This window comes from Shinella sp. GW821-FHT11G07 (assembly GCF_058808115.1).
This window is the reverse complement of the sequence record NZ_JBXARJ010000016.1, coordinates 125,561-151,313: the sequence shown is the minus strand read 5'-3', so window position 1 is coordinate 151,313 and position 25,753 is coordinate 125,561. Positions and strand designations below refer to the sequence as shown.

The 25,753-nt window shown below is 62.8% G+C and carries 28 protein-coding genes; 14 read left to right on the top strand and 14 right to left on the bottom strand.

The features are described from left to right. Positions 1-56: 56 nt before the first annotated feature. Positions 57-986, top strand: a complete 930-nt coding sequence (locus AC1RT2_RS26275) for a DMT family transporter (RefSeq protein WP_493106711.1) — start codon at positions 57-59, stop codon at positions 984-986. Positions 987-1,065: 79 nt separating this feature from the next. Beyond that, complete coding sequence (locus tag AC1RT2_RS26270) at positions 1,066-2,289, top strand: OpgC family protein (protein ID WP_493106709.1); 1,224 nt, start codon at positions 1,066-1,068, stop codon at positions 2,287-2,289. On the opposite strand, the gene AC1RT2_RS26265 is transcribed toward AC1RT2_RS26270, so the two are convergent. Beyond that, on the bottom strand, positions 2,270-2,920 hold the full coding sequence (locus AC1RT2_RS26265) for a TetR family transcriptional regulator C-terminal domain-containing protein (protein ID WP_493106707.1): 651 nt from the start codon (positions 2,918-2,920) through the stop codon (positions 2,270-2,272). The genes AC1RT2_RS26270 and AC1RT2_RS26265 overlap by 20 nt on opposite strands. A gap of 279 nt (positions 2,921-3,199) precedes the next feature. On the opposite strand from AC1RT2_RS26265, the gene AC1RT2_RS26260 reads away from it, so the two are divergent. From AC1RT2_RS26260 to AC1RT2_RS26245, 4 genes are read left to right on the top strand one after another with little or no spacing between them, the layout of a single operon-like run. Beyond that, positions 3,200-4,450, top strand: a complete 1,251-nt coding sequence (locus tag AC1RT2_RS26260; protein ID WP_493106705.1) for a Zn-dependent hydrolase — start codon at positions 3,200-3,202, stop codon at positions 4,448-4,450. Next, entirely contained in the window at positions 4,447-4,899 is a 453-nt protein-coding gene (locus AC1RT2_RS26255; protein WP_150129837.1) for a contact-dependent growth inhibition system immunity protein, read from the top strand. Before AC1RT2_RS26260 ends, AC1RT2_RS26255 begins: the two co-directional genes overlap by 4 nt. Further along, complete coding sequence (gene hydA, locus AC1RT2_RS26250; RefSeq protein WP_493106703.1) at positions 4,896-6,350, top strand: dihydropyrimidinase; 1,455 nt, start codon at positions 4,896-4,898, stop codon at positions 6,348-6,350. The genes AC1RT2_RS26255 and hydA overlap by 4 nt, the downstream gene beginning before the upstream one ends. Next, a complete protein-coding gene (locus tag AC1RT2_RS26245) occupies positions 6,350-6,727 on the top strand; it encodes a hypothetical protein (RefSeq protein ID WP_493106702.1) in 378 nt (125 codons plus the stop codon). The genes hydA and AC1RT2_RS26245 overlap by 1 nt, the downstream gene beginning before the upstream one ends. Before the next feature lie 215 nt (positions 6,728-6,942). On the opposite strand, the gene AC1RT2_RS26240 is transcribed toward AC1RT2_RS26245, so the two are convergent. Continuing rightward, positions 6,943-7,356 (bottom strand): cupin domain-containing protein, encoded by a 414-nt coding sequence (locus AC1RT2_RS26240; RefSeq protein WP_493106700.1) that lies wholly within the window; start codon positions 7,354-7,356, stop codon positions 6,943-6,945. A gap of 116 nt (positions 7,357-7,472) precedes the next feature. Between AC1RT2_RS26240 and AC1RT2_RS26235 the strand changes: the two genes are divergently transcribed. The 8 genes from AC1RT2_RS26235 to AC1RT2_RS26200 all read left to right on the top strand — a co-directional run bounded on the left by AC1RT2_RS26235 (position 7,473) and on the right by AC1RT2_RS26200 (position 17,187). Further along, a complete protein-coding gene (locus AC1RT2_RS26235) occupies positions 7,473-8,276 on the top strand; it encodes an ABC transporter ATP-binding protein (RefSeq protein ID WP_069057881.1) in 804 nt (267 codons plus the stop codon). Then, positions 8,276-8,611, top strand: coding sequence for a hypothetical protein (locus AC1RT2_RS26230; RefSeq protein WP_069057880.1), 336 nt, complete (start codon positions 8,276-8,278; stop codon positions 8,609-8,611). The genes AC1RT2_RS26235 and AC1RT2_RS26230 overlap by 1 nt, the downstream gene beginning before the upstream one ends. Positions 8,612-8,613: 2 nt before the next feature. Beyond that, positions 8,614-9,498 carry an ABC transporter permease gene (locus tag AC1RT2_RS26225; protein WP_493106697.1) on the top strand — a complete coding sequence of 295 codons (885 nt, stop codon included), beginning with the start codon at positions 8,614-8,616 and terminating at the stop codon, positions 9,496-9,498. After that, complete coding sequence (locus AC1RT2_RS26220; RefSeq protein WP_069057878.1) at positions 9,495-10,364, top strand: ABC transporter permease; 870 nt, start codon at positions 9,495-9,497, stop codon at positions 10,362-10,364. Before AC1RT2_RS26225 ends, AC1RT2_RS26220 begins: the two co-directional genes overlap by 4 nt. 25 nt (positions 10,365-10,389) lie before the next feature. Then, complete coding sequence (locus AC1RT2_RS26215; protein WP_493106695.1) at positions 10,390-11,382, top strand: ABC transporter substrate-binding protein; 993 nt, start codon at positions 10,390-10,392, stop codon at positions 11,380-11,382. Positions 11,383-11,697: 315 nt separating this feature from the next. Continuing rightward, positions 11,698-12,891 (top strand): efflux RND transporter periplasmic adaptor subunit, encoded by a 1,194-nt coding sequence (locus AC1RT2_RS26210; RefSeq protein WP_493106693.1) that lies wholly within the window; start codon positions 11,698-11,700, stop codon positions 12,889-12,891. 142 nt (positions 12,892-13,033) lie between these two features. Beyond that, positions 13,034-16,348 carry an efflux RND transporter permease subunit gene (locus AC1RT2_RS26205; RefSeq protein ID WP_493106691.1) on the top strand — a complete coding sequence of 1,105 codons (3,315 nt, stop codon included), beginning with the start codon at positions 13,034-13,036 and terminating at the stop codon, positions 16,346-16,348. A gap of 155 nt (positions 16,349-16,503) precedes the next feature. After that, on the top strand, positions 16,504-17,187 hold the full coding sequence (locus tag AC1RT2_RS26200) for a Crp/Fnr family transcriptional regulator (RefSeq protein WP_493106689.1): 684 nt from the start codon (positions 16,504-16,506) through the stop codon (positions 17,185-17,187). Between the two features lie 23 nt (positions 17,188-17,210). Here the strand turns inward: AC1RT2_RS26200 and AC1RT2_RS26195 are convergent, their stop codons facing one another. From AC1RT2_RS26195 to urtE, 12 genes are all read right to left on the bottom strand, one after another. After that, positions 17,211-17,882, bottom strand: coding sequence for an urease accessory protein UreF (locus tag AC1RT2_RS26195; protein WP_493106687.1), 672 nt, complete (start codon positions 17,880-17,882; stop codon positions 17,211-17,213). Then, positions 17,875-18,357: an urease accessory protein UreE gene (gene ureE, locus AC1RT2_RS26190; protein ID WP_083242783.1), complete on the bottom strand. Its 483-nt coding sequence runs from the start codon at positions 18,355-18,357 to the stop codon at positions 17,875-17,877. Before ureE ends, AC1RT2_RS26195 begins: the two co-directional genes overlap by 8 nt. A gap of 104 nt (positions 18,358-18,461) precedes the next feature. Next, a complete protein-coding gene (locus tag AC1RT2_RS26185) occupies positions 18,462-19,247 on the bottom strand; it encodes a GGDEF domain-containing protein (protein ID WP_493106685.1) in 786 nt (261 codons plus the stop codon). Positions 19,248-19,398: 151 nt separating this feature from the next. After that, positions 19,399-21,105: an urease subunit alpha gene (gene ureC / locus AC1RT2_RS26180; protein WP_069057871.1), complete on the bottom strand. Its 1,707-nt coding sequence runs from the start codon at positions 21,103-21,105 to the stop codon at positions 19,399-19,401. 31 nt (positions 21,106-21,136) lie between these two features. Then, the gene (locus AC1RT2_RS26175; RefSeq protein WP_493106683.1) at positions 21,137-21,757 is read right to left on the bottom strand and encodes a Urease operon accessory protein; all 621 of its coding nucleotides are present in this window, start codon (positions 21,755-21,757) and stop codon (positions 21,137-21,139) included. Between the two features lie 4 nt (positions 21,758-21,761). Further along, positions 21,762-22,193 carry a lysozyme inhibitor LprI family protein gene (locus AC1RT2_RS26170; RefSeq protein WP_493106681.1) on the bottom strand — a complete coding sequence of 144 codons (432 nt, stop codon included), beginning with the start codon at positions 22,191-22,193 and terminating at the stop codon, positions 21,762-21,764. A gap of 1 nt (position 22,194) precedes the next feature. After that, positions 22,195-22,500: an urease subunit beta gene (locus tag AC1RT2_RS26165; RefSeq protein ID WP_493106679.1), complete on the bottom strand. Its 306-nt coding sequence runs from the start codon at positions 22,498-22,500 to the stop codon at positions 22,195-22,197. 7 nt (positions 22,501-22,507) lie between these two features. Continuing rightward, positions 22,508-22,762: a DUF1272 domain-containing protein gene (locus tag AC1RT2_RS26160; protein WP_069057868.1), complete on the bottom strand. Its 255-nt coding sequence runs from the start codon at positions 22,760-22,762 to the stop codon at positions 22,508-22,510. A gap of 4 nt (positions 22,763-22,766) precedes the next feature. Then, on the bottom strand, positions 22,767-23,069 hold the full coding sequence (locus AC1RT2_RS26155; RefSeq protein WP_069057867.1) for an urease subunit gamma: 303 nt from the start codon (positions 23,067-23,069) through the stop codon (positions 22,767-22,769). 21 nt (positions 23,070-23,090) lie between these two features. Next, a complete protein-coding gene (locus tag AC1RT2_RS26150) occupies positions 23,091-23,906 on the bottom strand; it encodes an urease accessory protein UreD (protein WP_493106676.1) in 816 nt (271 codons plus the stop codon). 23 nt (positions 23,907-23,929) lie between these two features. Beyond that, positions 23,930-24,829: a CE1 family esterase gene (locus AC1RT2_RS26145; RefSeq protein ID WP_493106674.1), complete on the bottom strand. Its 900-nt coding sequence runs from the start codon at positions 24,827-24,829 to the stop codon at positions 23,930-23,932. Between the two features lie 227 nt (positions 24,830-25,056). Next, a complete protein-coding gene (urtE, locus tag AC1RT2_RS26140; RefSeq protein ID WP_493106672.1) occupies positions 25,057-25,752 on the bottom strand; it encodes an urea ABC transporter ATP-binding subunit UrtE in 696 nt (231 codons plus the stop codon). Position 25,753: the final 1 nt, after the last annotated feature.

The following is a 25,753-nucleotide window of genomic DNA, read 5'->3' as shown; positions in this document are numbered from 1 at the left end:
CGCTCTCGCGTACCGGTCTATGACCCGACCGCGCCGCAGACAATAGGGTGATTTTCTTGACGAAACGTATGCCCGCCCGGGTGGGCCTTTCCGATCATGCCAAGGGCCGTGAAAAGCTCAAGGGCCATCTCGCCATGCTGCTCTTCTCGGTGCTTATCGCCGGTTCCTTCTCCTTCGGCGGGCTGGCGGCGCGCTACATGGACGCCGAACCGCTGACGCTCTGGCGCTACATATTGACGATCGTCGTCATGGCCGCGCTCGCCTTCGGCGCCTTCAAGGTGCCGGCCGTCTGGCCAAAAGAGGTGTGGCGCTTCCTCTTCCTCGGTGGCCTCATCGCCATCTACATGCTGACCATGTTCACCGCGCTGGAGTTCACGAGCCCCATCGCGACCGGCGCCGTCTTCACCCTGATGCCGCTGCTGAGCGCCGGTTTCGCACTGCCCGTGCTCGGCCAGAAGACCCGGCCGGGCGTACTTGCCGGCCTGCTCATCGCCGCCGCGGGCGCCGTCTGGGTGATCTTTCGCGGCAATATCGACGCCATCCTGTCCTTCGATATCGGCACCGGCGAGATGATTTTCTTCGCGGGCGTCATCTGCCACGCCCTCTACGTGCCTCTGATTCGCCGCTTCGACCGCGGCGAACCCGCCGTCGCCTTCGGCTTCTGGGTGACGGTCGGCGCGGCACTCTGGCTGGTGCCACCCGGCATTCGCGGCCTTCTTGAGACGGATTTCTCCGCCTTGCCGCTGGCCGTCTACGCCGCCCTAGCCTATCTCGCCGTCGTCACCACGGCCTTTACCTTCCTGCTCCTGCAATATGCCTCGATGCGCCTACCGGCCTCGAAGGTGTTGGGCTATGGCTACCTCACGCCAAGCTTCATCATCCTGCTGGAAGGTCTGCTTGGTCACGGCTGGGCGAGCCTGCCGGTGCTCGCCGGCGCACTCGTCACGGCCTGCGGCCTCGCCCTGATGGCCTTCCTGCCCGATTGATTTTTTTCGGAACGATCCGCCGCCTCGTGCGTTGCGGCCCCCGTTGGGGCGCACGGTGAGTATCGACGGAGCGCATATTTTGAAGCGATTTGAAATCATAGATGGCATGCGGGGCTATTTCCTCGTCTTCATGCTGATCAACCACCTGATTTTTGTCGGTGGCTACTGGATGATGGAGGTCAACCATCGCCAGTTCGCCTTTGTCGAGGACGCACAGGGGTTCGTCTTTCTCTCCGGCCTGCTGATCGGCATGGTCTATGCGCGAAAGATGCTGAAGTCGGGCTATGAAACCGGCCGGCAGCTCCTGCGCAACCGCGCCTTCGAGCTCTATCGTTATGCGATGGGCACGGTGATGGCGGTTCTCATCGTGCAGATGGTCCTGCCGGATGCCTACAAGCTCTGGTACAATTGGCTCGGCTACACGAACTTCGATCAGCCGCTGCGGCTGGCGGCGATTGCCACCTTCCTGTTCCAGCCGACATTCATGGACATCCTGCCGCAGTATATCGTCTACATGCTGTTTGCGCCGCCGCTCGTCTGGCTCTGCCTGCGCGGAAAGTGGGCGCATGTGCTGGCAGGTTCGCTGATCGTCTGGATGGCGGCGCAGCTTGGCCTGCAACGCTTCGTGACCGATCCCCTGAACAGCTTCGTCATGGGTTCGGACGAGCAAGGTATCCGCGCCAGCTTCAACATGCTCGGCTGGCAGATCGTCTTCTTCTCCGCGATGGTCATCGGCGCCATGACCGCCCAGGACAAGATCGACTGGGGGCGGATTTTTGCGCCGGAAAAGACGCTGCTGCCGAAGGCCGCGCTCGCCATCTGCCTGTTCTTCCTGCCGCTGCGCATCATCACGGCCTGGGATCTACTGCCGCAGTCTGTGCTCGACAAGTTCGCGACCATGGAAATTCGCGCGGATTTCGGGCCGGTCTATCTGATAAACTTCGCCGCCGTCGCCATCGGCCTCACCTGGCTGCTGATCGCCGGGCCGAAACACCACAATATGTGGGTCCGCAGGCTGGCAAACGGCGTCACCGCCGTCTTCACGCTCCGCTTCCTGCGCCTTCTCGGCCGCCATTCGCTGCAGGTCTATGTCTGGCACGTCGCCATCGTCTATGCGGTCTATTATGTGGACGGGCGCACGCCGGAACTGTCGCAACTCTCCAAGACCACCATTGCGGTCGTCTGCATCGCATTGCTTGCCTTGCCAGCACTCTGGCGCGAACGCGAGCAGATCGTCGCCAGCCTGTTCGGTCAGCCGAAGACGGAGCCGGTGAAGGGGAAAACTACGCCGGCTGCTCGCTGACGTGGAGACCGCTGAGGAAGAGCTGTTCGAGGAAGCGTGCCGCATCCTCGAACCGCCCCTCGCCAGCATGATCCTGACCGAGCACCGCGCGCACCTGCACGTCGAAGTCGGCATAGTGCTGGGTCGTCGACCAGATCGAGAAGATCAGGTGGTAGGGATCGCATTTGGCGATCTTGCCCGCCTTCGCCCAGGCCCGAATGACTTCCGCCTTCTCGTCGACCAATGACTTCAGCGGTCCCTTCAGTTCGTCCTCGATATTCGGCGCGCCTTGCAGGATTTCATTCGCGAAGAGCCGGCTTTCGCGCGGAAAATCCCGCGCCATTTCCAGCTTGCGGCGAATATAGCTGCGGATTTCCGATACCGGATTGCCTTCCGCATTGAACTCGCGCAGCGGGTCGAGCCAGGTATCGAGCACGCGATTGATCAGCGAGCGATGCATCGCCTCCTTGGTGCGGAAATAGTAGAGCAGGTTCGGTTTGGACATGCCGGCCACTTCGGCGATCTGGTCGACGGTTGCCCCGCGGAATCCATGCAACGAAAACACCTCCAGCGCAGCCTCGAGGATTTGCTCCTCCTTCTCCTCCTGGATGCGCGTGCGTCGCTGAGTCCTCGCCGCCCTCGGTAATGCCATCGTGCCCCCCGGTCCGGCCTTGACCGTGGAACCGGAAAAGTGCCGTCAAATTCACCAGTTTAAACAGCCGCCATTTTCTTGAGCGCACCCCAATGCTTTTTGGTTTTTCGGCTTGAGTGCCGCAACGGAAGCTGTAATGTTTACCAACCGGTCAAATTATCAGACAGTTATCAAGTAAAGGCAACTGCTCTGATCGGAAGGCGCAAACAAACAATCGCGCTGCCACCCGGTGGGAACAGATTGAGGCTGCAAGAGCCCGAAGACGTGGGAGCATACGACATGGCCGCACCTGGCGAAAACATGCGTGTCAACGCGGACCGCCTGTGGGATTCCCTCATGGACATGGCGAAGATCGGCCCCGGCATTGCCGGCGGCAACAATCGCCAGACGTTGACCGATTCCGACGCCGAAGGCCGCCGCCTGTTCCAGGCATGGTGCGATAGCGCGGGCCTGACAATGGGCGTCGACACGATGGGCAACATGTTCATGACGCGCGCGGGCACGGACCCCGAGGCGCTGCCTGTCTATGTCGGCTCGCACCTCGATACCCAGCCGACCGGTGGCAAATATGACGGCGTGCTCGGCGTGCTCGCCGGCCTCGAAGTCATCCGTTCCATGAACGATCTCGGCATCAGGACGCAACATCCGATCGTCGTTACCAACTGGACGAACGAAGAAGGCGCCCGCTTCGCGCCGGCCATGCTCGCCTCCGGCGTTTTTGCCGGCGTGCACACGCAGGATTACGCCTATAGCCGCAAGGATCCGGACGGAAAGACGTTTGGCGACGAGCTGAAGCGCATTGGCTGGGTCGGCGACGAAGAGGTCGGCGCCCGCAAGATGCACGCCTATTTCGAATATCACATCGAACAGGGTCCGATCCTAGAAGCCGAGCAAAAGCAGATCGGCGTCGTCACCCACTGTCAGGGCCTGTGGTGGCTGGAATTCACGCTGACCGGCCGCGAGGCGCATACCGGCTCGACGCCGATGAACCTGCGCGTCAATGCCGGCCTTGCCATGGCCCGCATCCTCGAAATGGTGCAGACGGTCGCCATGGAAAACCAGCCGGGCGCCGTCGGCGGCGTCGGCCAGGTGTTCTTCTCGCCGAATTCGCGCAACGTGCTGCCCGGCAAGGTCGTCTTCACCGTCGACATCCGCTCGCCGGACCAGAATAAGCTCGACGGTATGCGCACCCGTATCGAGGCGGAGGCCCCGAAAATCTGCGAAGCGCTCGGCGTCGGCTGTTCCGTAGAGGCGGTCGGCCATTTCGACCCGATTACCTTCGACCCGACACTGGTCGCCACCGTGCGCAAGGCCGCCGAAGACCTCGGCTACAGCCACATGAACCTCATCTCAGGCGCCGGCCACGACGCCTGCTGGGCCGCCAAGGTGGCGCCCGCCACGATGATCATGTGCCCCTGCGTCGGCGGCCTCTCGCACAACGAGGCGGAGGAAATCTCCAAGGAATGGGCCGCCGCCGGCGCCGATGTGCTGCTCCATGCGGTCATCGAAACGGCGGGGATTGCGGAGTGAGCGATAGCGCGATGCGCCTGGAGAGAAGCCTGAATTGGCATCTAGCGTGGCCAGATGAAAAAGGGCCTTTCGCTACGGGCATGATCGAACGTATCAACAAGGCTCTGCAAAAACCCATAAAAGACTTAAACGCTGGCGACCTACGCCAACTCGTAAGCCAGAAAATCGCCTTGGAATATACCGTTCCATTGGCGATCGATGCGATATGCAGAAATCCTATGCAGTACTCGTCATACTATGAGGGAGACTTGCTGTCGGCCTGCCTCGAAATTGAGCTGTCATTTTGGGCAAAAAATCCAGATCAACACGCGCGTCTAAAGAGCTTTTTCGACACAGTGCGCGTGTTTGACACAGAGCTACAGGCGCAGGTGAAGACATTTTTTGCCCTCGAAATCGCTTCAACCAATGATGCGGCGGTCAACAAAGCTACAAAGAGGAAGCCCAAATGAGCACAGTCATCAAGGGCGGCACCATTGTCACCGCCGACCTCACCTACAAGGCGGACGTCAAGATCGACGGCGGGAAGATCATCGAGATCGGGCCGGATCTCTCGGGCGACGAGGTGCTGGATGCGGCGGGCTGTTATGTCATGCCGGGCGGCATCGATCCGCATGTGCATCTCGAAATGCCGTTCATGGGCACCTATTCGGCGGATGATTTCGAAAGCGGCACGCGCGCCGGGCTTGCCGGCGGCACGACCATGGTGGTCGATTTCTGCCTGCCCGATCCCGGCCAGTCGCTGCTCGACGCGCTGAAGCGCTGGGACAACAAGTCGACCCGCGCCAACTGCGACTATTCCTTCCACATGTCCGTCACCTGGTGGGGCGAACAGGTGTTCGACGAGATGAAGGCGATCGTCGAGGAAAAGGGTATCAACACCTTCAAGCACTTCATGGCCTACAAGGGCGCGCTTATGGTGAACGACGACGAGATGTTCGCCTCGTTCCAGCGCTGCGCGGCGCTTGGCGCGCTACCCCTCGTTCATGCGGAAAATGGCGACGTCGTCGCCGCCATGCAGACGAAGCTGATGGACGAGGGCAACAACGGCCCGGAAGGCCACGCCTATTCGCGCCCGCCCTCCGTCGAAGGCGAGGCGACGAACCGCGCCATCATCATCGCCGATATGGCAGGCAGCCCGCTCTATGTCGTGCACACCTCCTGCGAACAGGCGCACGAGGCCATCCGCCGCGCCCGCCAGAACGGCATGCGCGTCTACGGTGAGCCGCTGATCCAGCACCTGACGCTCGATGAGAGCGAATATTTCAACAAAGACTGGGACCATTCGGCGCGCCGCGTCATGAGCCCGCCCTTCCGCAACAAGCAGCACCAGGATTCGCTGTGGGCCGGCCTTGCCAGCGGTTCGCTGCAGGTGGTCGCAACCGACCATTGCGCCTTCACGACCGACCAGAAGCGCACGGGTGCAGGTGATTTCCGCAAGATCCCGAACGGCACCGGCGGCCTCGAAGACCGCATGCCGATGCTCTGGACCAACGGCGTCAACACCGGCCGCCTCACCATGAACGAGTTCGTCGCCGTCACTTCGACGAACATCGCCAAGATCCTCAACGTCTATCCGAAGAAAGGCGCGATCCTCGTCGGCGCCGATGCGGATATCGTCGTCTGGGACCCGAAGCGCTCGAAGACCATCTCCGCGAAAAGCCAGCAGTCCTCGATCGACTACAACGTCTTCGAAGGCAAGCAAGTCGTGGGCCTGCCGCGCTACACGCTGACGCGCGGCGTCGTCGCCATCGAGGAGAGCACCGTGAAGACGCGCGAGGGCCACGGCCAGTTCGTCAAGCGCGACCCCTTCACTGCGGTCAACAAGGCGCTATCGACCTGGAAGGAAATCACCGCACCGCGCAAGGTGGAGCGCAGCGGCATTCCGGCGAGCGGGGTCTGATGCCTCCCGGCCGCCCCTTCTCCATCCTTCTTCTCGGCATCGCGCTCGCCGGACCGGCCGGGGCAGCGGGCGATATCGTCGATGGCAATTATGGGGACGCGGAAGGCTGCCACTATGCAGCGACCGGTGAATCCTCCGGTGCAGATTTCTTCTTCCTGCTGAACAAGGAGGGCGTGACGACTGCGGCCTCCTATTGCGAATTCAAAGGTGAGGGCAAACAGGTCGGCGCTGCCACGACGGTCGCCGCCGACTGCCACGAAGAGGGCATGGAGGAAGTTACGCCGTATGAACTGACGCTGACGCCGGACAATGGCGGCTACACGATCAGCTTCCCGGACGGCACGCGCTGGGGGCCAATCATGCGGTGCAAGACATGACGGTTGAGGGGCGCAGATATACCCCCCTCTGTCCTGCCGGACATCTCCACCACAAGAGGGAAGATCGAAAGGCTGCACCGTCTCGCCAGATCTTACCGGCTACGCCCGCGGTAAAGACCGTCTTTCCCGTGGGAGAAATCGATGGCTCCCAGCCAATCTCCCCCCTTGTGGTGGAGATGTCCGGCAGGACAGAGGGGGGCGCCTTCGCTCGCCCCTTAAACCGAAACCAGCGCCTCGAGATGCGGCAGAAGGACCACGCTCTCCTGCTCGTGGGGATCTGTCCTCGCGATGACCGCCGAGGCCGGCTGGTCCGAGAGATTGGCCGGCAGATGCGGCACGCCGGCGGGGATGTAGAACATCTCGCCTGCCTTGACGATCACATGGTTCTCCAGCCGTTCGCCGTACCAGGTATGCGCCTCACCGGAGAGCATGTAGATCGCGGTCTCGTGGCTTTCATGCATGTGTGCCTTGGCGCGTCCGCCGGGCGGGATCGTCAGGAGATGCATGCAGATGCCCGACGCCCCAACGCTCTCGCGGGCGATGCCCTCGAAATAGCTGAACCCCTGCTTTCCGTCATAGGTGCTGCCCGGGCGTACCACCCGGCATTCTGCCTTCGTTTCCATCGTCATCGTTCCATCCCCCGAAAGAATTCCGTGCCCAAAGTGATACTGCAGACAATGCCGATTGCAATGCCGAGAAGGGACATGCAGTCTGCCGAAAACCGCGCCGTGCGGGGCGCCGAAAGATGACCAGCATGCCCGTCTCCGATACCGTTGTTTCTGCAAAAGATCTCGGCCTCACCTTCCAGACCGCCGATGGCCCGGTCACGGCACTGACCGGCGTCAACCTGACCGTCGAAAAGGGCGATTTCGTCTCCTTCATCGGCCCCTCCGGCTGCGGCAAGACGACGTTCCTGCGCGTCATCGCCGATCTGGAAAAACCGACCTCCGGCACCATCACCGTCAATGGCCTGTCACCGGAAGACGCCCGCAAGCGTCGAGCCTATGGCTACGTCTTCCAGGCCGCAGCGCTTTATCCCTGGCGCACAATCGAGAAGAACATCGCGCTCCCGCTGGAAATCATGGGTCACTCGCGTGACGAACAGAAGGCGCGCGTCGCCCGCACGCTCGACCTCGTCAACCTCACCGGCTTCGGCAAGAAATATCCCTGGCAGCTTTCCGGCGGCATGCAGCAGCGCGCGTCGATCGCCCGCGCGCTTGCCTTCGACGCCGACCTGCTCCTGATGGACGAGCCCTTCGGCGCGCTCGACGAGATCGTGCGCGACCATCTCAACGAACAGCTCCTGAAACTCTGGGCCGCGACCCAGAAGACGATCTGCTTCGTCACCCACTCGATCCCCGAGGCCGTCTATCTCTCGACGAAGATCGTCGTCATGAGCCCCCGCCCCGGCCGCGTCACCGATATCATCGATTCGCCGCTGCCGAAGGAGCGTCCTCTCGGCATCCGCGAGACCCCGGAATTCCTCGAGATCGCCCATCGTGTGCGCGAGGGCCTGCGCGCGGGCCACAGCTACGAGGAGCACGTCTGATGAAGCTCTCCTTCGTGCTCTGGCTGTTCGGCGCGACCGCCGTCTTCATCGGCGCGGCAACGTCGTCGCGCGCCTATGTCGGCACGACGAACATTCTCTACCTGCTGCTGTCCATGGCGCTCTACATCGTCGGCAACCTGATGATGCTGAAGCTGATGCGCGAAGGCGGGCTTGGGCTTGCCGTTTCGCTCTCCGCCATCACCCAGCTGCTGCTCATCAACGTCATCGCCTTCCTGTTCTTCGGCGAGCGGCTGAGCAGCACCCAGGTCGCCGGCGTCGGCCTCGGCATTCTTGCCATGGGGCTGATGCTGCTGCCCACCACGGCACGGAGCTGAGCATGGAACAGGCCAGCTTCCTTCGCGATCGCCTGCTTCCCATCGTCACCGTGCTGCTCGCGCTGGTCGCGCTCTGGTATGTCTTCGTCGTCGTGCTGAACGCGCCCTTCGAGCGCGACACAGCAGGACGCGCCGGAACGACGATCACGTTCATGGAGCTGCTGCCGAAGACCATGGCGCAGGAGCGGCCCGTTCTACCGGCACCGCACCAGGTCTTCGCCGAACTCTGGGACACCACCGTCAACAAGGCGATCACCTCGAAGCGCAGCCTTGTCTACCATGCCGGCATCACGCTCTCCGCAACGCTGATGGGCTTTGCCATGGGCACGGTGCTCGGCATCCTGCTCGCCATCGCCATCGTGCACAACCGCGCGATGGACCGTTCGCTGATGCCCTGGGTCATCGCCAGCCAGACGATCCCGATCCTGGCCATCGCGCCGATGATCATCGTCGTCTTGAATGCGGTCGGTATTTCCGGCCTGATGCCGAAGGCGCTGATCTCGACCTATCTGTCCTTCTTCCCGGTCGTCGTCGGCATGGTAAAGGGGTTGCGCAGTCCCGAGCAGATCCAGCTCGACCTGATGCACACCTACTATGCCTCGTCGTCGCAGACCTTCTGGAAGCTGCGCTGGCCTTCTTCCATGCCCTATCTCTTCACCTCGCTGAAGGTGGCGATCGCCATCTCGCTCGTCGGCGCCATCGTCGGCGAACTGCCGACCGGCGCGGTCGCCGGCCTGGGCGCACGCCTGCTCGCCGGCTCCTACTACGGCCAGACGGTGCAGATCTGGGCGGCCCTCTTCATGGCGGCAGCGGTCGCGGCCCTGCTCGTCATCGTCGTCGGCTTCGCGCATAGCCTCGTCCTCAAGCGCATGGGGGCACGGGCATGAATCTTTCCATCCTTGTGGCCGCAATCGTCTTCTGGCTCGCCGCCTGGGCCTTCAACGAATGGCTGGTGCGCCAGAAATTTACGAGCCCGGCGGCGGACCGCGCTGCGCGCATCGCCGTCCCGTTGATTTTCGGCGCCACCATCCTCGTGCTCTGGGAAGGCATCGTGCGCGGCTTCAACGTGCCGTCCGTGCTCCTGCCGCCGCCGAGTATGATCTGGGTGCGGCTGATCAACTCCATACCGACGCTCTGGGCGGACTTCCGCCAGACCTTCCTGAAATCCGTGCTCGTCGGCTATGCGCTCGGCTGCGGCCTCGGTTTTCTCGTCGCGATCCTCATCGACCGCTCGCCCTTCCTGCAGAAGGGCCTGCTGCCGCTCGGCAATTTCGTCTCGGCGCTGCCCGTCATCGGCGTCGCACCCATCATGGTCATGTGGTTCGGCTTCGACTGGCAGTCGAAGGTCGCCGTCGTCGTCATCATGACCTTCTTCCCCATGCTGGTGAACACCGTCTCCGGCCTTGCCGCGACGAGCCATATGGAGCGCGACCTGATGCGCACCTATGCGGCCGACTGGTTCCAGACCCTCGTCAAGCTGCGCCTTCCCGCCGCCTGGCCCTTCATCTTCAATGCGCTCAAGATCAATTCGACGCTTGCGCTCATCGGCGCGATCGTCGCCGAATTCTTCGGGACGCCCATCGTCGGCATGGGTTTCCGCATTTCCACGGAAGTGGGCCGCATGAATGTCGACATGGTTTGGGCCGAGATCGCGGTTGCCGCGGTGGCTGGCTCCGCCTTTTACGGGATCGTCGCGCTCATCGAGCGGGTCGTCACGTTCTGGCACCCGTCTGTCCGTGGTGGGCAGGCGTAAAATAAGAAAGAAAGAGGGAACTGACATGAAAACGAAGATCGCATCGCTGCTTCTGGCAAGCGCCTTCTCGCTTGCCGCGTTCCAGGCCGAGGCCGCCGACAAGGTGACGCTCCAGCTGAAATGGGTCACCCAGGCCCAGTTCGCCGGTTATTACGTCGCCAAGGACAAGGGCTTCTATGAAGAAGAAGGCCTCGACGTTGAAATCAAGCCAGGCGGCCCGGATATCGCCCCGGCACAGGTGATCGCCGGCGGCGGCGCCGATGTCATCGTCGACTGGATGCCGTCCGCCCTTGCCACCCGTGAAAAGGGTGTCGCACTCATCAACATCGCCCAGCCGTTCAAGTCGTCCGGCATGATGCTGACCTGTTTAAAGGAATCCGGCGTCACCGGTCCGGAAAACTTCAAGGGCAAGACGCTCGGCGTCTGGTTCTTCGGCAACGAGTATCCGTTCCTCTCCTGGATGGCACACCTGAAAATCCCGACGGACGGCGGGCCGGATGGCGTGACCGTCCTCAAGCAGGGCTTCAACGTCGATCCGCTGCTCCAGAAGCAGGCGGCCTGCATCTCGACCATGACCTACAACGAATATGGCCAGGTTCTCGATGCCGGTATCAAGCCGGAGGATCTCGTGACCTTCAAGTATGAGGACCAGGGTGTCGCGACGCTCGAAGACGGTCTCTACGTGCTGGAAGACAAGCTCGCCGACCCGGCCTTCAAGGAAAAGATGGTCAAGTTCGTGCGCGCGTCCATGAAGGGCTGGAAATACGCCGAAACGAACCCGGACGAAGCCACCGGTATCGTTCTCGAAAACGACACGACCGGCGCGCAGACCGAGGCGCACCAGAAGTTCATGATGGGTGAAGTCGCCAAGCTGACCGCCGGCTCCAACGGCGCGCTCGACGAGGCGGACTACAAGCGCACCGTCGCCTCGCTGCTGGCGGGCGGCTCCGACCCGGTCATCTCCAAGGAGCCGGAAGGCGCCTGGACGCATGCCGTGACGGACGAAGCGCTGAAATAGTCCATTTCACGAGGAACTAAGGCGTGCGGGGCCCTGCCCCGCACGTTTTTTTTGGGCGAGACCTGCGACAGCGCGCCGCGATTGCCATCGAAAAGCCAAACGTATAAAATAATGAGGCACCATTCCGTTACCTCTTGTAAGGGCAAGGAACGCTGATTACATAATCCGCGACGTGGGAGCCAGGAGAGGCAGGGGAGCCGCTTCGTGTCCGCCATATTGCTTGGGAATTGGGTCCGGTAGAACGACAACAGAATGTCCGGCCCGCAATCATAAAGTCATGCTTTTGAGAAAGTTCGGCCTATGGCTTCTGGACACATGAAGGTTCTGTATCTTTCCGTCGTCGCACTCATGGCGGCCAACCCGGTGATTTCCTTCGCGGCCGATGCGGCTACGGGTGATGCCGATACGACCCAGCAGGTGCAGAACCTGCCCGCCATCGTCGTCACCGCCGCTGAAACACGCACCATCATCGACCGGGTGATCGCGACCGGCACGGTCCAGGCGGTCGACGAAGTCTATGTCACGCCGCTCGTCGATGGCCTGTCCATCCGCACGCTCGCCGCCGATGTCGGCGACACGGTCGAGGCCAACGGCACGCTCGCCACGCTCAACGACGATGCCCTCATCCTCCAGAAGAGCCAGACCGAAGCCTCGCTCGCCAAGGCTGAGGCAGCCCTTGCACAGATCAAGGCGCAATTCGTCGAGGCCAAGGCCAATGCGGACGATGCTGTGCGCACGCGCGACCGCGCGCTGAAACTCGTCAAGTCCGGCTCGCAGTCGCAGGCCACCGCCGAGCAGGCTACGGCAGCAGCAGATGCGGCCCTTGCCCGCGTCAACTCCGCCGAACAGGCGATCGGCGTTTCGCAGGCCGATATCAAGGTCGCCCAATCGCAGATCGACGACATCGACTTGAAACTGGCCCGCACGGCAGTGAAGTCGCCGGTTGCCGGCATCGTCTCCGCCCGCACGGCCAAGGTCGGCGCGATCGCGAGCGGCGCCGCCTCGCCGCTCTTCACTGTCATCCAGGACGGCGCGATCGAGCTGAAGGCCGATGTTTCCGAAGACGGCATCCTCAAGCTGGCACCCGGCCAGAAGGTAACCGTCTCCCTTGCCGGCGGCGCTGCCGAAGTGACCGGCGAAATCCGTCTCGTCGAGCCGACGCTCGATGCGCAGAGCCGCCTCGGCCGCGTCTTTATCCGCTTCGACGATCCCGGCAAGGCACGCGCCGGCATGTTCGCCAATGCGGAGATCATCGTGGAGGAGAAGCAAGGCATCGTGCTGCCGCTTTCCGCCATCACGACGACAGACGGCAAGACGGTGGCCCGCAAGGTCGAGAACGGCGTCGTCACGCTGGTGCCGGTCGAAACCGGCGTCCAGGACGGCCAGGTGATCGAGATCACCAGCGGGCTTAAGGAAGGCGACGAAGTGGTCGCCAAGGCCGGCGCCTATGTTCGCGATGGCGACAAGGTCAATCCGGTCAAGGCTGAACAGGCTTCGGCCACGAAATGACGTGAAGGCTCCTCCAAGGGGGAGCCGCTTCCGCAGCGCGCGGAAGAGAATGCCGGGCTGGGGCGCCCGGTAACATGACAGGTGATCCGGACGGGGCCGGAGCCTGAAATACGTCTGGTCTCTTATCGAGGACTTTGGGGACATGAATTTTTCAGCTTGGTCCATTCGCAATCCGATTGCGCCGCTGCTCGCGTTTTTCCTGCTGATGTATGTCGGCATCCAATCCTTTTACGCACTGCCCATCACGCGCTTCCCGAACATCGACGTTCCGGTTATCGCCATCAGCGTGACGCAGAGCGGCGCCGCCCCGGCGGAACTGGAAGTCCAGGTCACCAAGGAGATCGAGGACGCCGTCGCCGGTATCGAAGGGGTGGACGACATCACCTCCACCGTGACGGACGGCAGCTCGGTGACCTCCGTGCTCTTCGAGATCGAAAAGCCGACGAACCAGGCGCTTCAGGACGTCAAGGATGCGATCGACCGCATCCGTAGCGACCTGCCGGCATCGATCGAGGAGCCGGTCGTCACCAAGATCGACGTGGAAGGCCAGGCGATCCAGTCCTTCGCCGTCTCCTCGCCGAACATGACGCTCGAGGAACTGTCCTGGTTCGTCGACGACAAGGTCAAGCGCGCCCTGCAGGGGCGGCCCGGCATCGGCAAGATCGACCGCTTCGGCGGTGCTGACCGCGAGGTGCGCGTCGACCTCAACGCCGACAAGCTCGAATCCTTCGGCATTACCGCCGCCGACGTCAACCGCCAGATCCGCAACATGAATGCGGATTCCGGTTCCGGTCGCGGCCAGATCGCCGGCGCCGAGCAGGCGATCCGTACGCTTGGTGACGCCCGCTCCGTCGAGAAGCTGACGAACACGATGATCGCCCTGCCGAACGACCGCTTCGTTCGGCTTTCGGAACTCGGCACGGTCACCGACACCTATGAGGAGCCACGCTCCTTCTCGCGCTTCAACGGCAATCCGGTCGTGACATTCGCGGTCTTCCGCTCAAAGGGCGCCAGTGAAGTCACCGTCGCCGAATCGGTCGCCGAATCGCTGGAAAAGGTGCGCACGCAGTATCCCGACGTCTCGATCCAGCTGGTCGACGATGCGGTCTACTTCACCTACGGCAACTATGAGGCGGCATTGCACACGCTGCTTGAAGGTGCGCTTCTCGCCGTCGCGGTGGTTCTGCTCTTCCTGCGCAACTGGCGGGCAACGCTGATCTCCGCCGTTGCGCTGCCGCTTTCGGTTATCCCGACCTTCTTTGTCATGGACATGCTCGGCTTCTCGCTGAACCTGGTCTCGTTCCTTGCACTGACGCTCGCGACCGGCATCCTCGTCGACGACGCGATCGTCGAGATCGAGAACATCGCGCGGCACATCCGCATGGGCAAGTCGCCCTACAAGGCGGCAATCGAGGCCGCCGACGAAATCGGCCTCGCCGTTATCGCGACGACCTTCACCATCATTGCCGTCTTCGTGCCCGTCTCGTTCATGCCGGGCATTCCGGGCCAGTACTTCATCCAGTTCGGCCTGACGGTGGCCGTCTCGGTGTTCTTCTCGCTCGCGGTGGCGCGCCTCATCACACCGGTCATGGCGGCCTATCTCATGCGCTCCGGCGATGGAGACGGCCATGGCGAGGAGAAGGAAGGCGTCTTCATGCGGTTCTATACCCGGCTCGTCAGCACGACGACGAGCACCTGGTATGCCCGCTACCTGACGCTGATTGCCGCTTTCGCCTTCCTCGCCGGCTCGATCATGCTGCTGGCCACGGTTCCCGGCAGCTTCCTGCCGCCGGAAGACGCTTCCCGCGTCGTTCTCTCCGTGGAACTGCCACCGGATGCGATGCTTTCGGATACCGACCGCACGACCACGCAGATCTACGAGCGGGTCAAGGACATCAACGGCGTCGAAAGTGTCTTCGTGCTTGGCGGCTCCTCGCCGAAGGGCGACCTGGAACTGCGCCGCGCCTCCGTCACGGTCATTCTCGACAAGCTCGAACACTCGCTGACCTACAAGCTGGTGAACGACGTGCTCGGTCGCATCCCCGTCGTCGGCCAGTACCTGCCGAAGATGGAAGCGCACGGTCGCGTGCGTCCGCAGTGGGATATCGAGAAGGAAATCTTCACGACGCTGCGTCAGATCCCGGACGTGCGCATCATCAAGCTCAACGACCGCGGCGAGCGCGACCTGGCATTCAACCTGCTTTCCAACAACGAGGCGGACCTCAACAACACCGTCGCCGTGCTGGAATCCAAGCTGCGCGCCGATCCGGTCCTGTCCAATGTCAGCTCGGAAGGCTCGCTGCCGCGGCCGGAACTACAGATTCGCCCGCGTGACGAGCAGATGGCCCGCCTCGGCATCACCACGGCGCAGATCGCCGAAGTGGTGCGCGTCGCCACCATCGGCGACATCGACGCCCAGCTCAGCAAGGTCTCGCTGGACGACCGCCTGATCCCGATCCGCGTACAGGTCGACCGCGGCTTCCGCGCCGACCTTGCCGCCATCCGCAACCTGAAGATCCAGGCGGCGAGCGGCCAGGTCGTGCCACTCTCCACCGTCGCGGATATCGAATATTCCGAGGGACCGAGCTCGATCAAGCGGCATAACCGCAACCGCGTCGTCTCGATCGGCTCCGACCTCCAGCAGGGCGTGGCGCTCGATACCGCCACGGGCCGCTTCAAGGAGATCGCCAACAGCATCGATATGCCGCCGAGCGTACAGTTCATGGAAAGCGGCGACGCCGAAATCCAGGGAGAGATGCAGCAGTCCTTCGGCAATGCCATGCTGCTCGGCCTGCTGCTCGTGCTGATGGTCCTGATCCTGCTGTTCAAGGACGTGATCCAGCCCTTCACCATCCTGCTGTCGCTGCCGCTCGCCATCGGCGGCGTGGCCGCGGGCCTGATCCTGACGCAGAACGCGCTGTCCATGCCCGTTCTCATCGGCATCCTGATGCTGATGGGCATCGTGACGAAAAACGCGATCCTGCTCGTCGATTTCGCCATCGAGATGATGCACCGGGGCATGCACCGCGTGGAGGCGATGATCGAAGCCGGCCGCAAGCGCGCCCGCCCGATCGTCATGACCTCGATTGCCATGTCGGCCGGCATGCTGCCTTCAGCACTCGGCGTCGGCGAAGGTGGTTCGTTCCGGTCACCCATGGCGATCGCGGTCATCGGCGGCATCATCGTTTCGACGGTGCTCTCGCTCGTCGTCGTGCCGTCGTTCTTCCTCATCATGGACGACCTGTCGCGCCTGCTCGGCTGGATCTTCGGCCGCTTTGTCGGCAAGAAGGATGACGAACTGCTGGCGATGGAGCCGGAAGCCCTGACACGCCTAGCCGACCAGACGGCGCGTGACGTGTCCGATCTCGAAAAGCGCATCGAAACGCTTGAGAAGAAGAAGGGTGGCGAGCGTAACCACCTCAGTGTCGTGCACCACTCGACGCTCGCTGCCGAATAGGCAGCCGCGACCCAGACCCGAAGCGGCCGGTTCGCCGAAAGCGAGCCGGCCGTTTTCATGTTCATTGATCGAAATCAATTCGCGCTTGCCCACCCTCGACTATCGTCCTGTCATCAAAGACCGAACGACGCCTGCGGGAGCATGGAGTGAGATCGATGAACAGGCTGATGAAACCCGGTGCCCGGGAACGGGAAACCCTGCTGAATTCCGGACTTCTGTCGGTGCTTGGCGTGGAAAGCGTCGCAGCCATGATGGAGATCGCCGTCATCGGCAACCTGCCGGCGCGGCAGATCTTGTTTCGCGAGGGCGAGCCCGCCGACATGCTGCATTGCGTGCTGTCCGGCTATATTCGTCTCTACAAGCTCGATCCGGACGGACGCGAGGCGGACGTCGAACTCTACGGCCCGGGTGATCTCATCGGCGCCAGCGTGGTGCTCGACGGCGGCCGCTATGCCGCAACCGCCCAGGCCGCCGAACCGTCCCTCATCGCCCGCTTCGACCTGAAGCGCGTGCGCGACATAGCCTCCCGCCGACCGGATCTGGCAGTGGCGCTGGCCAATGCCCTCTCCGCCCAGCTCTCCAAGGTTTTCGGCTGCCTCGCCAACGATCGGCTGCACACGGCGCCGCAGCGCGTTGCGCGCTACCTGCTCGCCCATTGCCCGCAGGATGCAAAGGCCGCCAGTTTCCGCCTGCCCTACCAGAAAAGCCTGCTTGCCGGAAAGCTGGGCCTCGCACCCGAAGCCCTTTCGCGTGCCTTCTCGATGCTGCGCGACCATGGCGTCACCGTGCGTGGTCGCCTAGTTCAGATCGGCGATCCGGAGGCGCTCCGGCGCCTCTGATCAGAGCGCCGCGGCAAGCACGCTCACGAGCGAAACAGTCTGGTCGCCAATGTCTCATGCTTGAGGCTGGCGACCTCGGCTCGAATGGTGGCGGACCCGAGATCGTCGAGCGTCGAGCGGGATGCCGCGGCGGCAAGCGCAAGGATTCGGGCCTCAAGCCCGGCAAGCGTTGCCACGCCGTCCCGCTGGCCGATCACACCGCAGCGGATCGCAACGGAGACGAGATTGGAAACGACCGCATGCAGATAAGCGGCCAGCGCCGTCTCGGCCGCAATGCCATGCCCGCCTGACACCGCGCCCACGGCTATCGGATAGGCGGCCGCGTCGCCAAGCATGTCCAGCACCGGATGCGGCCAGCTTGCCGCGGCGGCAAGAAAAGCCTCGCCCTGCAACATCGTTTCGCGATGCCGCTCCGCCGAACCCGACAAGGCTTCCGCAAGGGTGGCAACGTCGGCGAGCCCGGCCGCGTTTTCGACAGAACGATGCGCTTCTGCAAAAAGCGCCGCATCATTCCAGAGCGGGCCATGCGCCAGAAGGCTCGCGAGCCAATCCCGAAGCGCGTCCGCATTGCAGACATCACCATCGGCGACCGCCTGTTCCAATCCACCGGAATAGGAGAAGGCGCCGACTGGAAAGGCCGGCGAAAGCCAGGTCATCAGCCGAACCAGCGCTTCGGGCGACGCCGCATCAGCCATGGTTATGGTTGTGATGCCCGTGGTCGTGGCCGTGTCCGGAGCCGTGATAGGCGCCCCGTGCCGGATGGAAAGGTTCTGAAACATCCCGAACGGTGGCGCCAAGTCCTGTCAGCATGTCGCGGATCACATGATCGCGCAGAATGAGGATACGCCCTTCCTCGATCTGGGCCTGCAAGTGGCGATTGCCGAGATGCCAGGCGAGCTCGATGAGATGCAGAGGGGTCTTCGGCGTCACCTCGTAAAGCTCTTCCTCCGCGGCAATCACCTCGACAAGCTCCCCCGTCTCGGTGAGCAACAGGTCGCCATGCGCAAGCTGTACCGGCTCCTTCAGGTCGAGCATCACCACGTCATCATGCTGCATGTGCAGGAGCTTGCGGCGCACATGGCGCTGGTCATGCGTCAGCACGACGACATCGATCGGCGTGCGGTTTCCGCCGGTACCGTGCGGCAGGATTTCCGTTGAGCGATAGGGCAAGGCGACCTCGGGTATCGATGGATAAGTCCGACCGAGAAAAGCATGTTTGCCAGGTCAAGGAAACCACCGAAGCGACCGGCTACGTCATTTGTCGTAGGAAGGCCTCAGCGGCGACGCCCGCCAGCGGCGACCCGGCGGCTCGGCTCGAGCAGGCCGTCGCCCTCGTCTTCGTGGGTAGCCCGGTCGCGGCCGAGCGACTTGGCAAGATAGAGCGCCCGGTCCGCCGCCTCGAAGGTCGCTTCGAACGTCCGGTCGGCGGGCCGGTCGGCGATACCCGCTGACAGGGTGACGGCGGCAACGCCATGGGCGGTCTCGACCCGACGCGCGGCGACCGATCGGCGCACCTCTTCCACGAGCAGGCCGCAGTCGCCACGGTCCGCGTTCTCGAAAAACACGGCGAACGCCGAGCCCCCGAAGCGCGCGACAAGATGTGGTGGCGAAAAGACCCGTGTCAGCTCTTCCGCGACGGCAACGATGACCTCGTCGCCGGCCGCATGGCCATGCCCGTCATTGACGGACTTGAAGCGATCGACATCGAACAGCACGAAGAAACCGTTAACGGTGCGGCCTGCCAGTTCTTCGACGAAAGCCGCCCGGTTCAAGAGGCCGGACAGTGGATCAAGCCGGCTCAGCCGCTCGAATTCGGCGCGCGACAGCGAAATTTCGTGGATGGCCATGCCAAGCAACCAGGCGAGAAGCGCGAGGACGCTCGCCGAGATCAGGACCGTCGTTGAGGTGCCGAAGTTCAGGGCCGCGGGGAAATCATGGGTTGAAAGGCTGAAATTCACGAGGATTGCGGCGATCATGAGATAGGCCGCAGTGGCAAGCGTGATTGCCACCAGAACGGTGTTCAACACGAACATGGAAATGTCGGCTCGCGTCTGGAACACACCCACCTCCCACTGGGCCCTTACCCAAAGGGCCACCCTGCCACGCATAAATCTCTCCATCATTAACAAAGAGACATTACGCCACTTTCTTTCAGACTCCGATAATGCGTTCGCTAGAAGTTTAAATGTCCCGTTTTGAGGCGAGCATTTTCTAGTAGAGGAAATAGCGCTGCGCCATCGGCAGCACGGTCGCCGGCTCGCAGGTTAGAAGTTCGCCATCGGCCCGCACCTCATAGGTCTCCGGGTCCACCTCGATATGCGGTGTCAGGTCGTTCAGGATCATCGAGGCCTTGGAGATAGTGCGTGTGTTGCGCACCGGAAGCAGCTGCTTGGCAACGCCGAGGCGCTCGCGAAGGCCAAGGTCGATCGCCGCCTGCGAGACGAAGGTGACCGAGGAATTCGTGCGCATCTTGCCGAAGGCACCGAACATCGGGCGATAATGCACCGGCTGAGGCGTCGGGATCGAGGCGTTCGGGTCCCCCATCGGCGCCATGGTGATCGTCCCGCCGAGCAGCACCATATCGGGCTTCACGCCGAAGAAGGCGGGGTTCCACAGCACGAGATCCGCCCGCTTGCCCACTTCGATCGAGCCGATCTCGTGGCTCAGGCCTTGGGCAATGGCCGGATTGATCGTGTACTTCGCGATGTAGCGCCGGATGCGCAGGTTGTCGTTGTCGCCGGTCTCGCCGGCAAGCCGGCCGCGCTGACGCTTCATCTTGTCCGCCGTCTGCCAGGTGCGGATCGCCACCTCGCCCACGCGCCCCATGGCCTGGCTGTCGGACGAGATGATCGAGAAGGCGCCGATATCATGCAGGATATCCTCTGCCGCAATCGTTTCCTTGCGGATGCGGCTTTCGGCAAAGGCGATGTCCTCAGGGATAGAGGAGGACAGGTGATGGCAGACCATCAGCATGTCGAGATGCTCGGCGATCGTGTTGACCGTGTAGGGCCGCGTCGGGTTGGTCGACGACGGAATGACGTTCGAGTGGCCGCAGACCTTGATGATGTCAGGTGCATGCCCGCCGCCTGCCCCTTCCGTGTGGAAGGCGTGGATCGTGCGGCCCCTGATGGCGTCTATCGTATCCTCCACGAAGCCGCTTTCATTGAGCGTGTCCGTATGGATCATCACCTGCACATCGTACTCGTCGGCAACGGAAAGGCAGCAGTCGATCGCCGCCGGCGTGGTGCCCCAATCCTCATGCAGCTTCAGCGACGAGGCGCCGGCCTTGACCATTTCCTCGATCGGCGCAGGCAGCGAGGCATTGCCCTTGCCGGCGAGCGCGAGGTTCATCGGAAAGGCATCGAAACTCTCGATCATGCGCTCGATATGCCAGGCGCCCGTGCAGGTCGTCGCCAGCGTGCCGTGCGCCGGGCCGGAACCGCCGCCGAGCATCGTGGTGATGCCGCTGACCAGCGCCTCCTCGATTTGCTGCGGGCAGATATAGTGGATATGCGCATCCATGCCGCCCGCAGTGAGAATCTTGCCTTCCCCCGCAATCACCTCCGTCGAGGGGCCAACGATGATGGTGACGCCCGGCTGCGTATCCGGATTGCCAGCCTTGCCGAGCCCGGCGATACGCCCGTTCTTCAGGCCGACATCCGCCTTGAAGATCCCGCTATGGTCGATGATCAGCGCATTGGTGATCACGGTATCGACAGCGCCCTCGGCGCGCGTCGCCTGGCTCTGCCCCATGCCGTCGCGGATGACCTTGCCGCCGCCGAACTTCACCTCGTCGCCATAGGTGGTGAAATCCTTCTCTACCTCCGCGAAGAGTTCCGTATCGGCAAGACGCACCCTGTCGCCGGTGGTCGGGCCGAACATGCTGGCATAGGCGGCGCGGGACATTCTGTAGGACATGGTCAAGTTCCCCGGGAGGCAGGTGTTTGTTTTATTGGTCGAGACGATCGAGACGGCCGGCGGCGATCTGCGCATTGACCCAGCGCCGCTCCGCGGCGAAAGGATGCCATTGCCAGCCCTGGTGACCGAAGCCGGCAATGGAAATGCGGTCACCCTGCTCGGCAACGTTTTCGAGGACATGGGCAATGACGATGAGCCCGGAACTCGGCACCACATAGGGCGTCGGATCGAAGGCCTGGAGCGCGTCGTCGACCGCATGATGAACGGAGGCCGGAATTCTGCCCAGCCGCCGGCCGGTGGCCTCGGCGAAGGTTTCGAAGCCGATCGTGTAGTCGTCGCAGAAGTCGTCGAGGTCCGGATGGCTTTGCGCAACGGCGCCACGCATTCCGGCAAAGACTTCCGATGTGCGCACGCACCAGATTTCCTGCGCCTGCCGCACTGTCTCGCTCGCCTTCCAGCGTCCGCCGGCCAGCATATCCAGCGCCGGCCGACCGGTATTGCAGGCGGCGATGACATCCGTCTTGAAACCGCCGCGCCCCGCCGAGCGGCAGAGGTTGAAGCGGATCACCAGATCAGCGGAATCGATCACCCCGGCCAGGCCTTCCGGGATATCGCCATTGCCGACGATGACGATCCTGCGCGACACCGGCAACCCCTCAGTTTTCCTGCTCGTAGACAGTCTTCAGCTCGGCCGTGCGCTTGCGTGTGAGATCGGCGAGGCAACCGGAAACCAGCATCGGCTCCATCGAGCCGCCACGCGCCTCGAACCCTGCCAGCTCGCACTGCCCGTCGCGATAGCCGATCCATGCCCGCTGGGCGCGCTTCAACGCATCGACGGCGCCGACATAATGCTCGCCCATCTCCTTGGCCTGCACGTCCATTTCACCGGCTGCCGCCATCGCCTTCTTGTAGACGGCATTGAGCTCTGTATCGGCCGCCTGGTAGTCCCGGCCAGCGCAGATGTTCATCTCGATCTGCGCCATGGCGTTGTTGCAGTCGATCTCCGGTTCGCCATCCTGCGCAGTTGCGAAAGAGGCGGAGATGAAGAACGCAGTGACAACGAGCAGGAAGCGGTAGGGAAAAGCCATGTTAGAGCTTTCCCATCACGCTTTGACGAAAACCGTAGATCTCCCGCTTGCCGGCGAAGGGAACAAGGTGCACAGTCCGTGTCTGTCCCGGCTCGAAGCGCACCGCCGTGCCGGCAGGGATATCGAGCCGCAGGCCACGCGTCGCCTCACGGTCGAAGGCAAGCCCGGAATTCGTCTCATAGAAATGATAGTGGCTGCCGACCTGGATCGGCCGGTCGCCGGTATTGGAGACGTCCAGCGTCGTGACCGGCAGGCCCGCGTTCAGTTCGAGGTCGCCGGTGGTCGTGATGATTTCACCCGGGATCATGTCTTCCTCATGCAGCTTCCGCCGGGCCGCAGCCTTCGGCTTTCAGGACCCGCTTGGTGGATGGCGGATATTTCGCAAGCAGCGCAGCAGGCCGCACCGGCCGACGCGCGAAGTCGCCGCCGCAATTAGGGCAGGTGCCGCCAAGAACGTTGCTCACGCAATCGGCGCAGAAGGTGCATTCGAACGTGCAGATCATCGCCTCGGGGCTTTCCGGCGGAAGATCGCGGTCGCAGCATTCGCAGTTGGGTCGAAGATCCAGCATGGGCCTACCGTATCGGTTCGTGCACGGTCACGAGCTTCGTGCCGTCGGGAAAGGTCGCTTCCACCTGGATGTCGTGGATCATCTCGGGAATGCCCACCATGACCTGGTCGCGGCTGATGACATGCGCCCCCGCCTCCATCAGATCGGCCACAGAGCGGCCGTCGCGCGCGCCTTCCACGACATAGTCGGTGATAAGCGCAATGGCTTCGGGATGGTTGAGTTTCACGCCGCGCTCCAGCCGCTTGCGCGCCACGATCGCCGCCATGGCGATCAGCAGTTTGTCTTTTTCGCGGGGGGTCAAATTCATGGGCGGTCCATCGCTTTGTTCTTACAGTGTCCAGACTTTCGGCACGCTCGCGCCATTACGCAAGTGCGAAATGACCGGGATGAGTTTTTTTCTGAGCGCGAAACCATCGGCCGCAACGACACGGGCAACGAGCTTGCCCTGCCAATGGCTGACGCCGGCCTCAGCCCCCTCCAGCAACCGGCGCAACGGCTCCAGATGCGCCTCGGCATTGCGTCCGCACAACAGCACGGTCGCGAAAGCGCGCCCACCCGCAAGCACCGCCCGTTCATCCGTCACGGCAGCGACATCGCCCTCCAGGTGCGCCTCTTCGGCGTGGATCAGCTTGCCGCTGCGACGGATGCGCCAGCGATCGCGAAACAACCCCGTTTCCATCCTTTCGCCCATTGCCTTGCGGCCGAGCAGAATGGCCTCGACCGCGAGAAAGGTCGCATCATCGGCCAGGTCGACATCCAGCTTGCGGCTGAGCGAAGACCGGTCGAAAAGAATGGTTTCCTGCGGCAGCCAGTCCGCCCGCGCCCCGGCACCAACGGTAATCCGGGTCTCGACTGTCGCAGTGAAAGCACTTGCCTTGTAGGCGCGCTCACAGGCCTGCGTGGTCGCGGTCAGGTGCGTGCCGTCGGCGACATCGAAGGTCCAATCGATATGATCGCCCCCCGTCAGGCCACCGGCCGTGTTGATGAGAACGGCCTCCATCCTGCCGTCGAAACTCTTCGGCAGGCGGATCTTGGCGCAACCCTCCTGATAGAAGGTATCTAGGCGGGTGTGGCCGCCGAACGACTTCGTCGCCAGCCGTCCGCTCCCCCTCGCCCTTTGTGCCTTCTGTTGTGCTGCGTACACGCGTTCCCTCTCCTTCGAACCGCTCAGCCGGAGCGCTCTGTTGCATCACCTGCCGTCAGCGGCGTTTCTTCCGGGGAGCGCGTGTTCTTGAAGAACTCCCACATGCGGCCCGTCGCGTCCCGCTCCGAGGTCACCTTGCCGTTTGCGTCAAAGGTGGGGAACAGCACACTGCGTGCCGGCCAGGCATGCGTGTTCTCCTTGAGCAGATAGGAGTTGATGCGCGCGCCACCGGCACAGCTGTTGAACGACAGCGCCGTCATCATCGCATCCACGGTAACATTGCCCTTGCCTTCGCATTTGTCGAGTTCTGCCCAGCGTTGAAGCGCCGTCTCGCCGCCATATTGCCAGTAAGGCTTGCCCCCGCCGGCAAACGGATTCGTCACATCCTTCATGCCGGAAAAGGCGATGATCGAAATCGGATTGCCGGGTTTGCAGCTCGCGACGTCCGGCTGCCACACGCCACCGCGCTCGACCGGATAGCCTGCCCGCAGCCCCATGACGAAACCGGCAGCGGCAAATTCCGGATGTCCATTGCAGATATACTGGGACAGCATGCGCCCGCCGCCCGAATAGCCTGAGGCATAGATGCGTGTGGGATCGACGCAGAACCTGTCCTTGACCGTCTTGATCGCGTCCTTGATGTAGCGTTCATCATCATGCGTGCCGCCATGCGTCACGCCCGGCACGTTCCAGGCATGCGTGCCCTCGTACTGACCGTCGAGGCTGCCTTGCAGCGCGATGGAGACGAAGCCTTCGTGCTCGGCGACGACATCCCAGCCGCTGCGGCGGAACTGGCCGGCCGGCCCGGAATTGCTGCCATGGAAATCGAAGACGACCGCAAGCTTGGTCTTGCCGTCATAGGCGGTCGGAATATGGGCAAGCGCCGGGCGTTCGATGCCGCCGGTCCTGACAGTGAATGCCATCTGGCCGGGCTCTACAGGCTGGCCGCATCCTGCGGCAAAGCCCGGCCCCGCCAAGCCTAGAAAGAGAAGAAGTCCCATCGCGGTTACGCGGACAGAACCTTCGGGCCGCACGCGGCCACGCAGACGAAGTGTATCCATCAAGACGCCTTGTAATAGCTGGTGTGTTACGGCTGGCGCTGTGGTCCACATTTCGGACCTGGTGACGCATGACATCAGGGTTGCCGCCGTTACACCGTCAAATGCCGGCGTGCTTGCGGTGTGTCAAGCGTTTCGGCCGCGCCCTCGTGAACAATTTCTCCCCGGTCCATGATATATACGTGATCGGCAAGCTCCCGGCAGAAATCAAGATACTGTTCGACAAGGAGAATTGCCATGCCGGTCGAATCCCGCAGGTATTTGATCGCCCGGCCGATATCCTTGATGATCGACGGCTGGATGCCCTCGGTCGGTTCATCGAGCACGAGGATTTTCGGCCGCGTGACCAGCGCACGGCCGATGGCCAACTGCTGCTGCTGGCCGCCGGAGAGGTCACCGCCACGCCGGCCGAGCATGGATTGCAGCACCGGGAACAGGCTGAAGATCTCGTTCGGAATGAAGCGGTCCGACCGCTTCACCGGAGCGTAACCGGATTCGAGGTTTTCCTTCACCGTCAGCAGCGGAAAGATCTCGCGGCCTTGTGGTACATAACCGATGCCCTGCTTGGCACGATTATAGGGCGCCATGCCGTCGAGCTTGATATCGTTGAAGGCGACGCTGCCGGAGGAGAGCGGATGCTGGCCGGTAATCGCCCGCAGCAGGCTCGACTTGCCGACGCCGTTGCGGCCGAGCACGCAGGTAATCTTGCCCATCTCGGCATTCAGCGAGATGCCGCGCAGCGCCTGTGCGGCACCGTAGTGAAGGTTGACGTTTTCGACGGTCAGCATG

What these genes read in the sequence shown, in the direction of transcription:
- ureC (WP_069057871.1), bottom strand. Translation starts at nt 21,105, where the DNA reads ATGTCCTACAGAATGTCCCGCGCCGCCTATGCCAGCATGTTCGGCCCG.
- urtE (WP_493106672.1), bottom strand. Translation starts at nt 25,752, where the DNA reads ATGCTGACCGTCGAAAACGTCAACCTTCACTACGGTGCCGCACAGGCG.
- AC1RT2_RS26170 (WP_493106681.1), bottom strand. Translation starts at nt 22,193, where the DNA reads ATGGCTTTTCCCTACCGCTTCCTGCTCGTTGTCACTGCGTTCTTCATC.
- AC1RT2_RS26155 (WP_069057867.1), bottom strand. Translation starts at nt 23,069, where the DNA reads ATGAATTTGACCCCCCGCGAAAAAGACAAACTGCTGATCGCCATGGCG.
- AC1RT2_RS26230 (WP_069057880.1), top strand. Translation starts at nt 8,276, where the DNA reads ATGAAGCTCTCCTTCGTGCTCTGGCTGTTCGGCGCGACCGCCGTCTTC.
- AC1RT2_RS26210 (WP_493106693.1), top strand. Translation starts at nt 11,698, where the DNA reads ATGAAGGTTCTGTATCTTTCCGTCGTCGCACTCATGGCGGCCAACCCG.
- AC1RT2_RS26165 (WP_493106679.1), bottom strand. Translation starts at nt 22,500, where the DNA reads ATGATCCCGGGTGAAATCATCACGACCACCGGCGACCTCGAACTGAAC.
- AC1RT2_RS26145 (WP_493106674.1), bottom strand. Translation starts at nt 24,829, where the DNA reads ATGGCATTCACTGTCAGGACCGGCGGCATCGAACGCCCGGCGCTTGCC.
- AC1RT2_RS26245 (WP_493106702.1), top strand. Translation starts at nt 6,350, where the DNA reads ATGCCTCCCGGCCGCCCCTTCTCCATCCTTCTTCTCGGCATCGCGCTC.
- AC1RT2_RS26265 (WP_493106707.1), bottom strand. Translation starts at nt 2,920, where the DNA reads ATGGCATTACCGAGGGCGGCGAGGACTCAGCGACGCACGCGCATCCAG.
- AC1RT2_RS26195 (WP_493106687.1), bottom strand. Translation starts at nt 17,882, where the DNA reads ATGGCTGATGCGGCGTCGCCCGAAGCGCTGGTTCGGCTGATGACCTGG.
- AC1RT2_RS26240 (WP_493106700.1), bottom strand. Translation starts at nt 7,356, where the DNA reads ATGACGATGGAAACGAAGGCAGAATGCCGGGTGGTACGCCCGGGCAGC.
- AC1RT2_RS26205 (WP_493106691.1), top strand. Translation starts at nt 13,034, where the DNA reads ATGAATTTTTCAGCTTGGTCCATTCGCAATCCGATTGCGCCGCTGCTC.
- AC1RT2_RS26200 (WP_493106689.1), top strand. Translation starts at nt 16,504, where the DNA reads ATGAACAGGCTGATGAAACCCGGTGCCCGGGAACGGGAAACCCTGCTG.
- hydA (WP_493106703.1), top strand. Translation starts at nt 4,896, where the DNA reads ATGAGCACAGTCATCAAGGGCGGCACCATTGTCACCGCCGACCTCACC.
- AC1RT2_RS26225 (WP_493106697.1), top strand. Translation starts at nt 8,614, where the DNA reads ATGGAACAGGCCAGCTTCCTTCGCGATCGCCTGCTTCCCATCGTCACC.
- AC1RT2_RS26260 (WP_493106705.1), top strand. Translation starts at nt 3,200, where the DNA reads ATGGCCGCACCTGGCGAAAACATGCGTGTCAACGCGGACCGCCTGTGG.
- AC1RT2_RS26220 (WP_069057878.1), top strand. Translation starts at nt 9,495, where the DNA reads ATGAATCTTTCCATCCTTGTGGCCGCAATCGTCTTCTGGCTCGCCGCC.
- AC1RT2_RS26160 (WP_069057868.1), bottom strand. Translation starts at nt 22,762, where the DNA reads ATGCTGGATCTTCGACCCAACTGCGAATGCTGCGACCGCGATCTTCCG.
- AC1RT2_RS26235 (WP_069057881.1), top strand. Translation starts at nt 7,473, where the DNA reads ATGACCAGCATGCCCGTCTCCGATACCGTTGTTTCTGCAAAAGATCTC.
- AC1RT2_RS26215 (WP_493106695.1), top strand. Translation starts at nt 10,390, where the DNA reads ATGAAAACGAAGATCGCATCGCTGCTTCTGGCAAGCGCCTTCTCGCTT.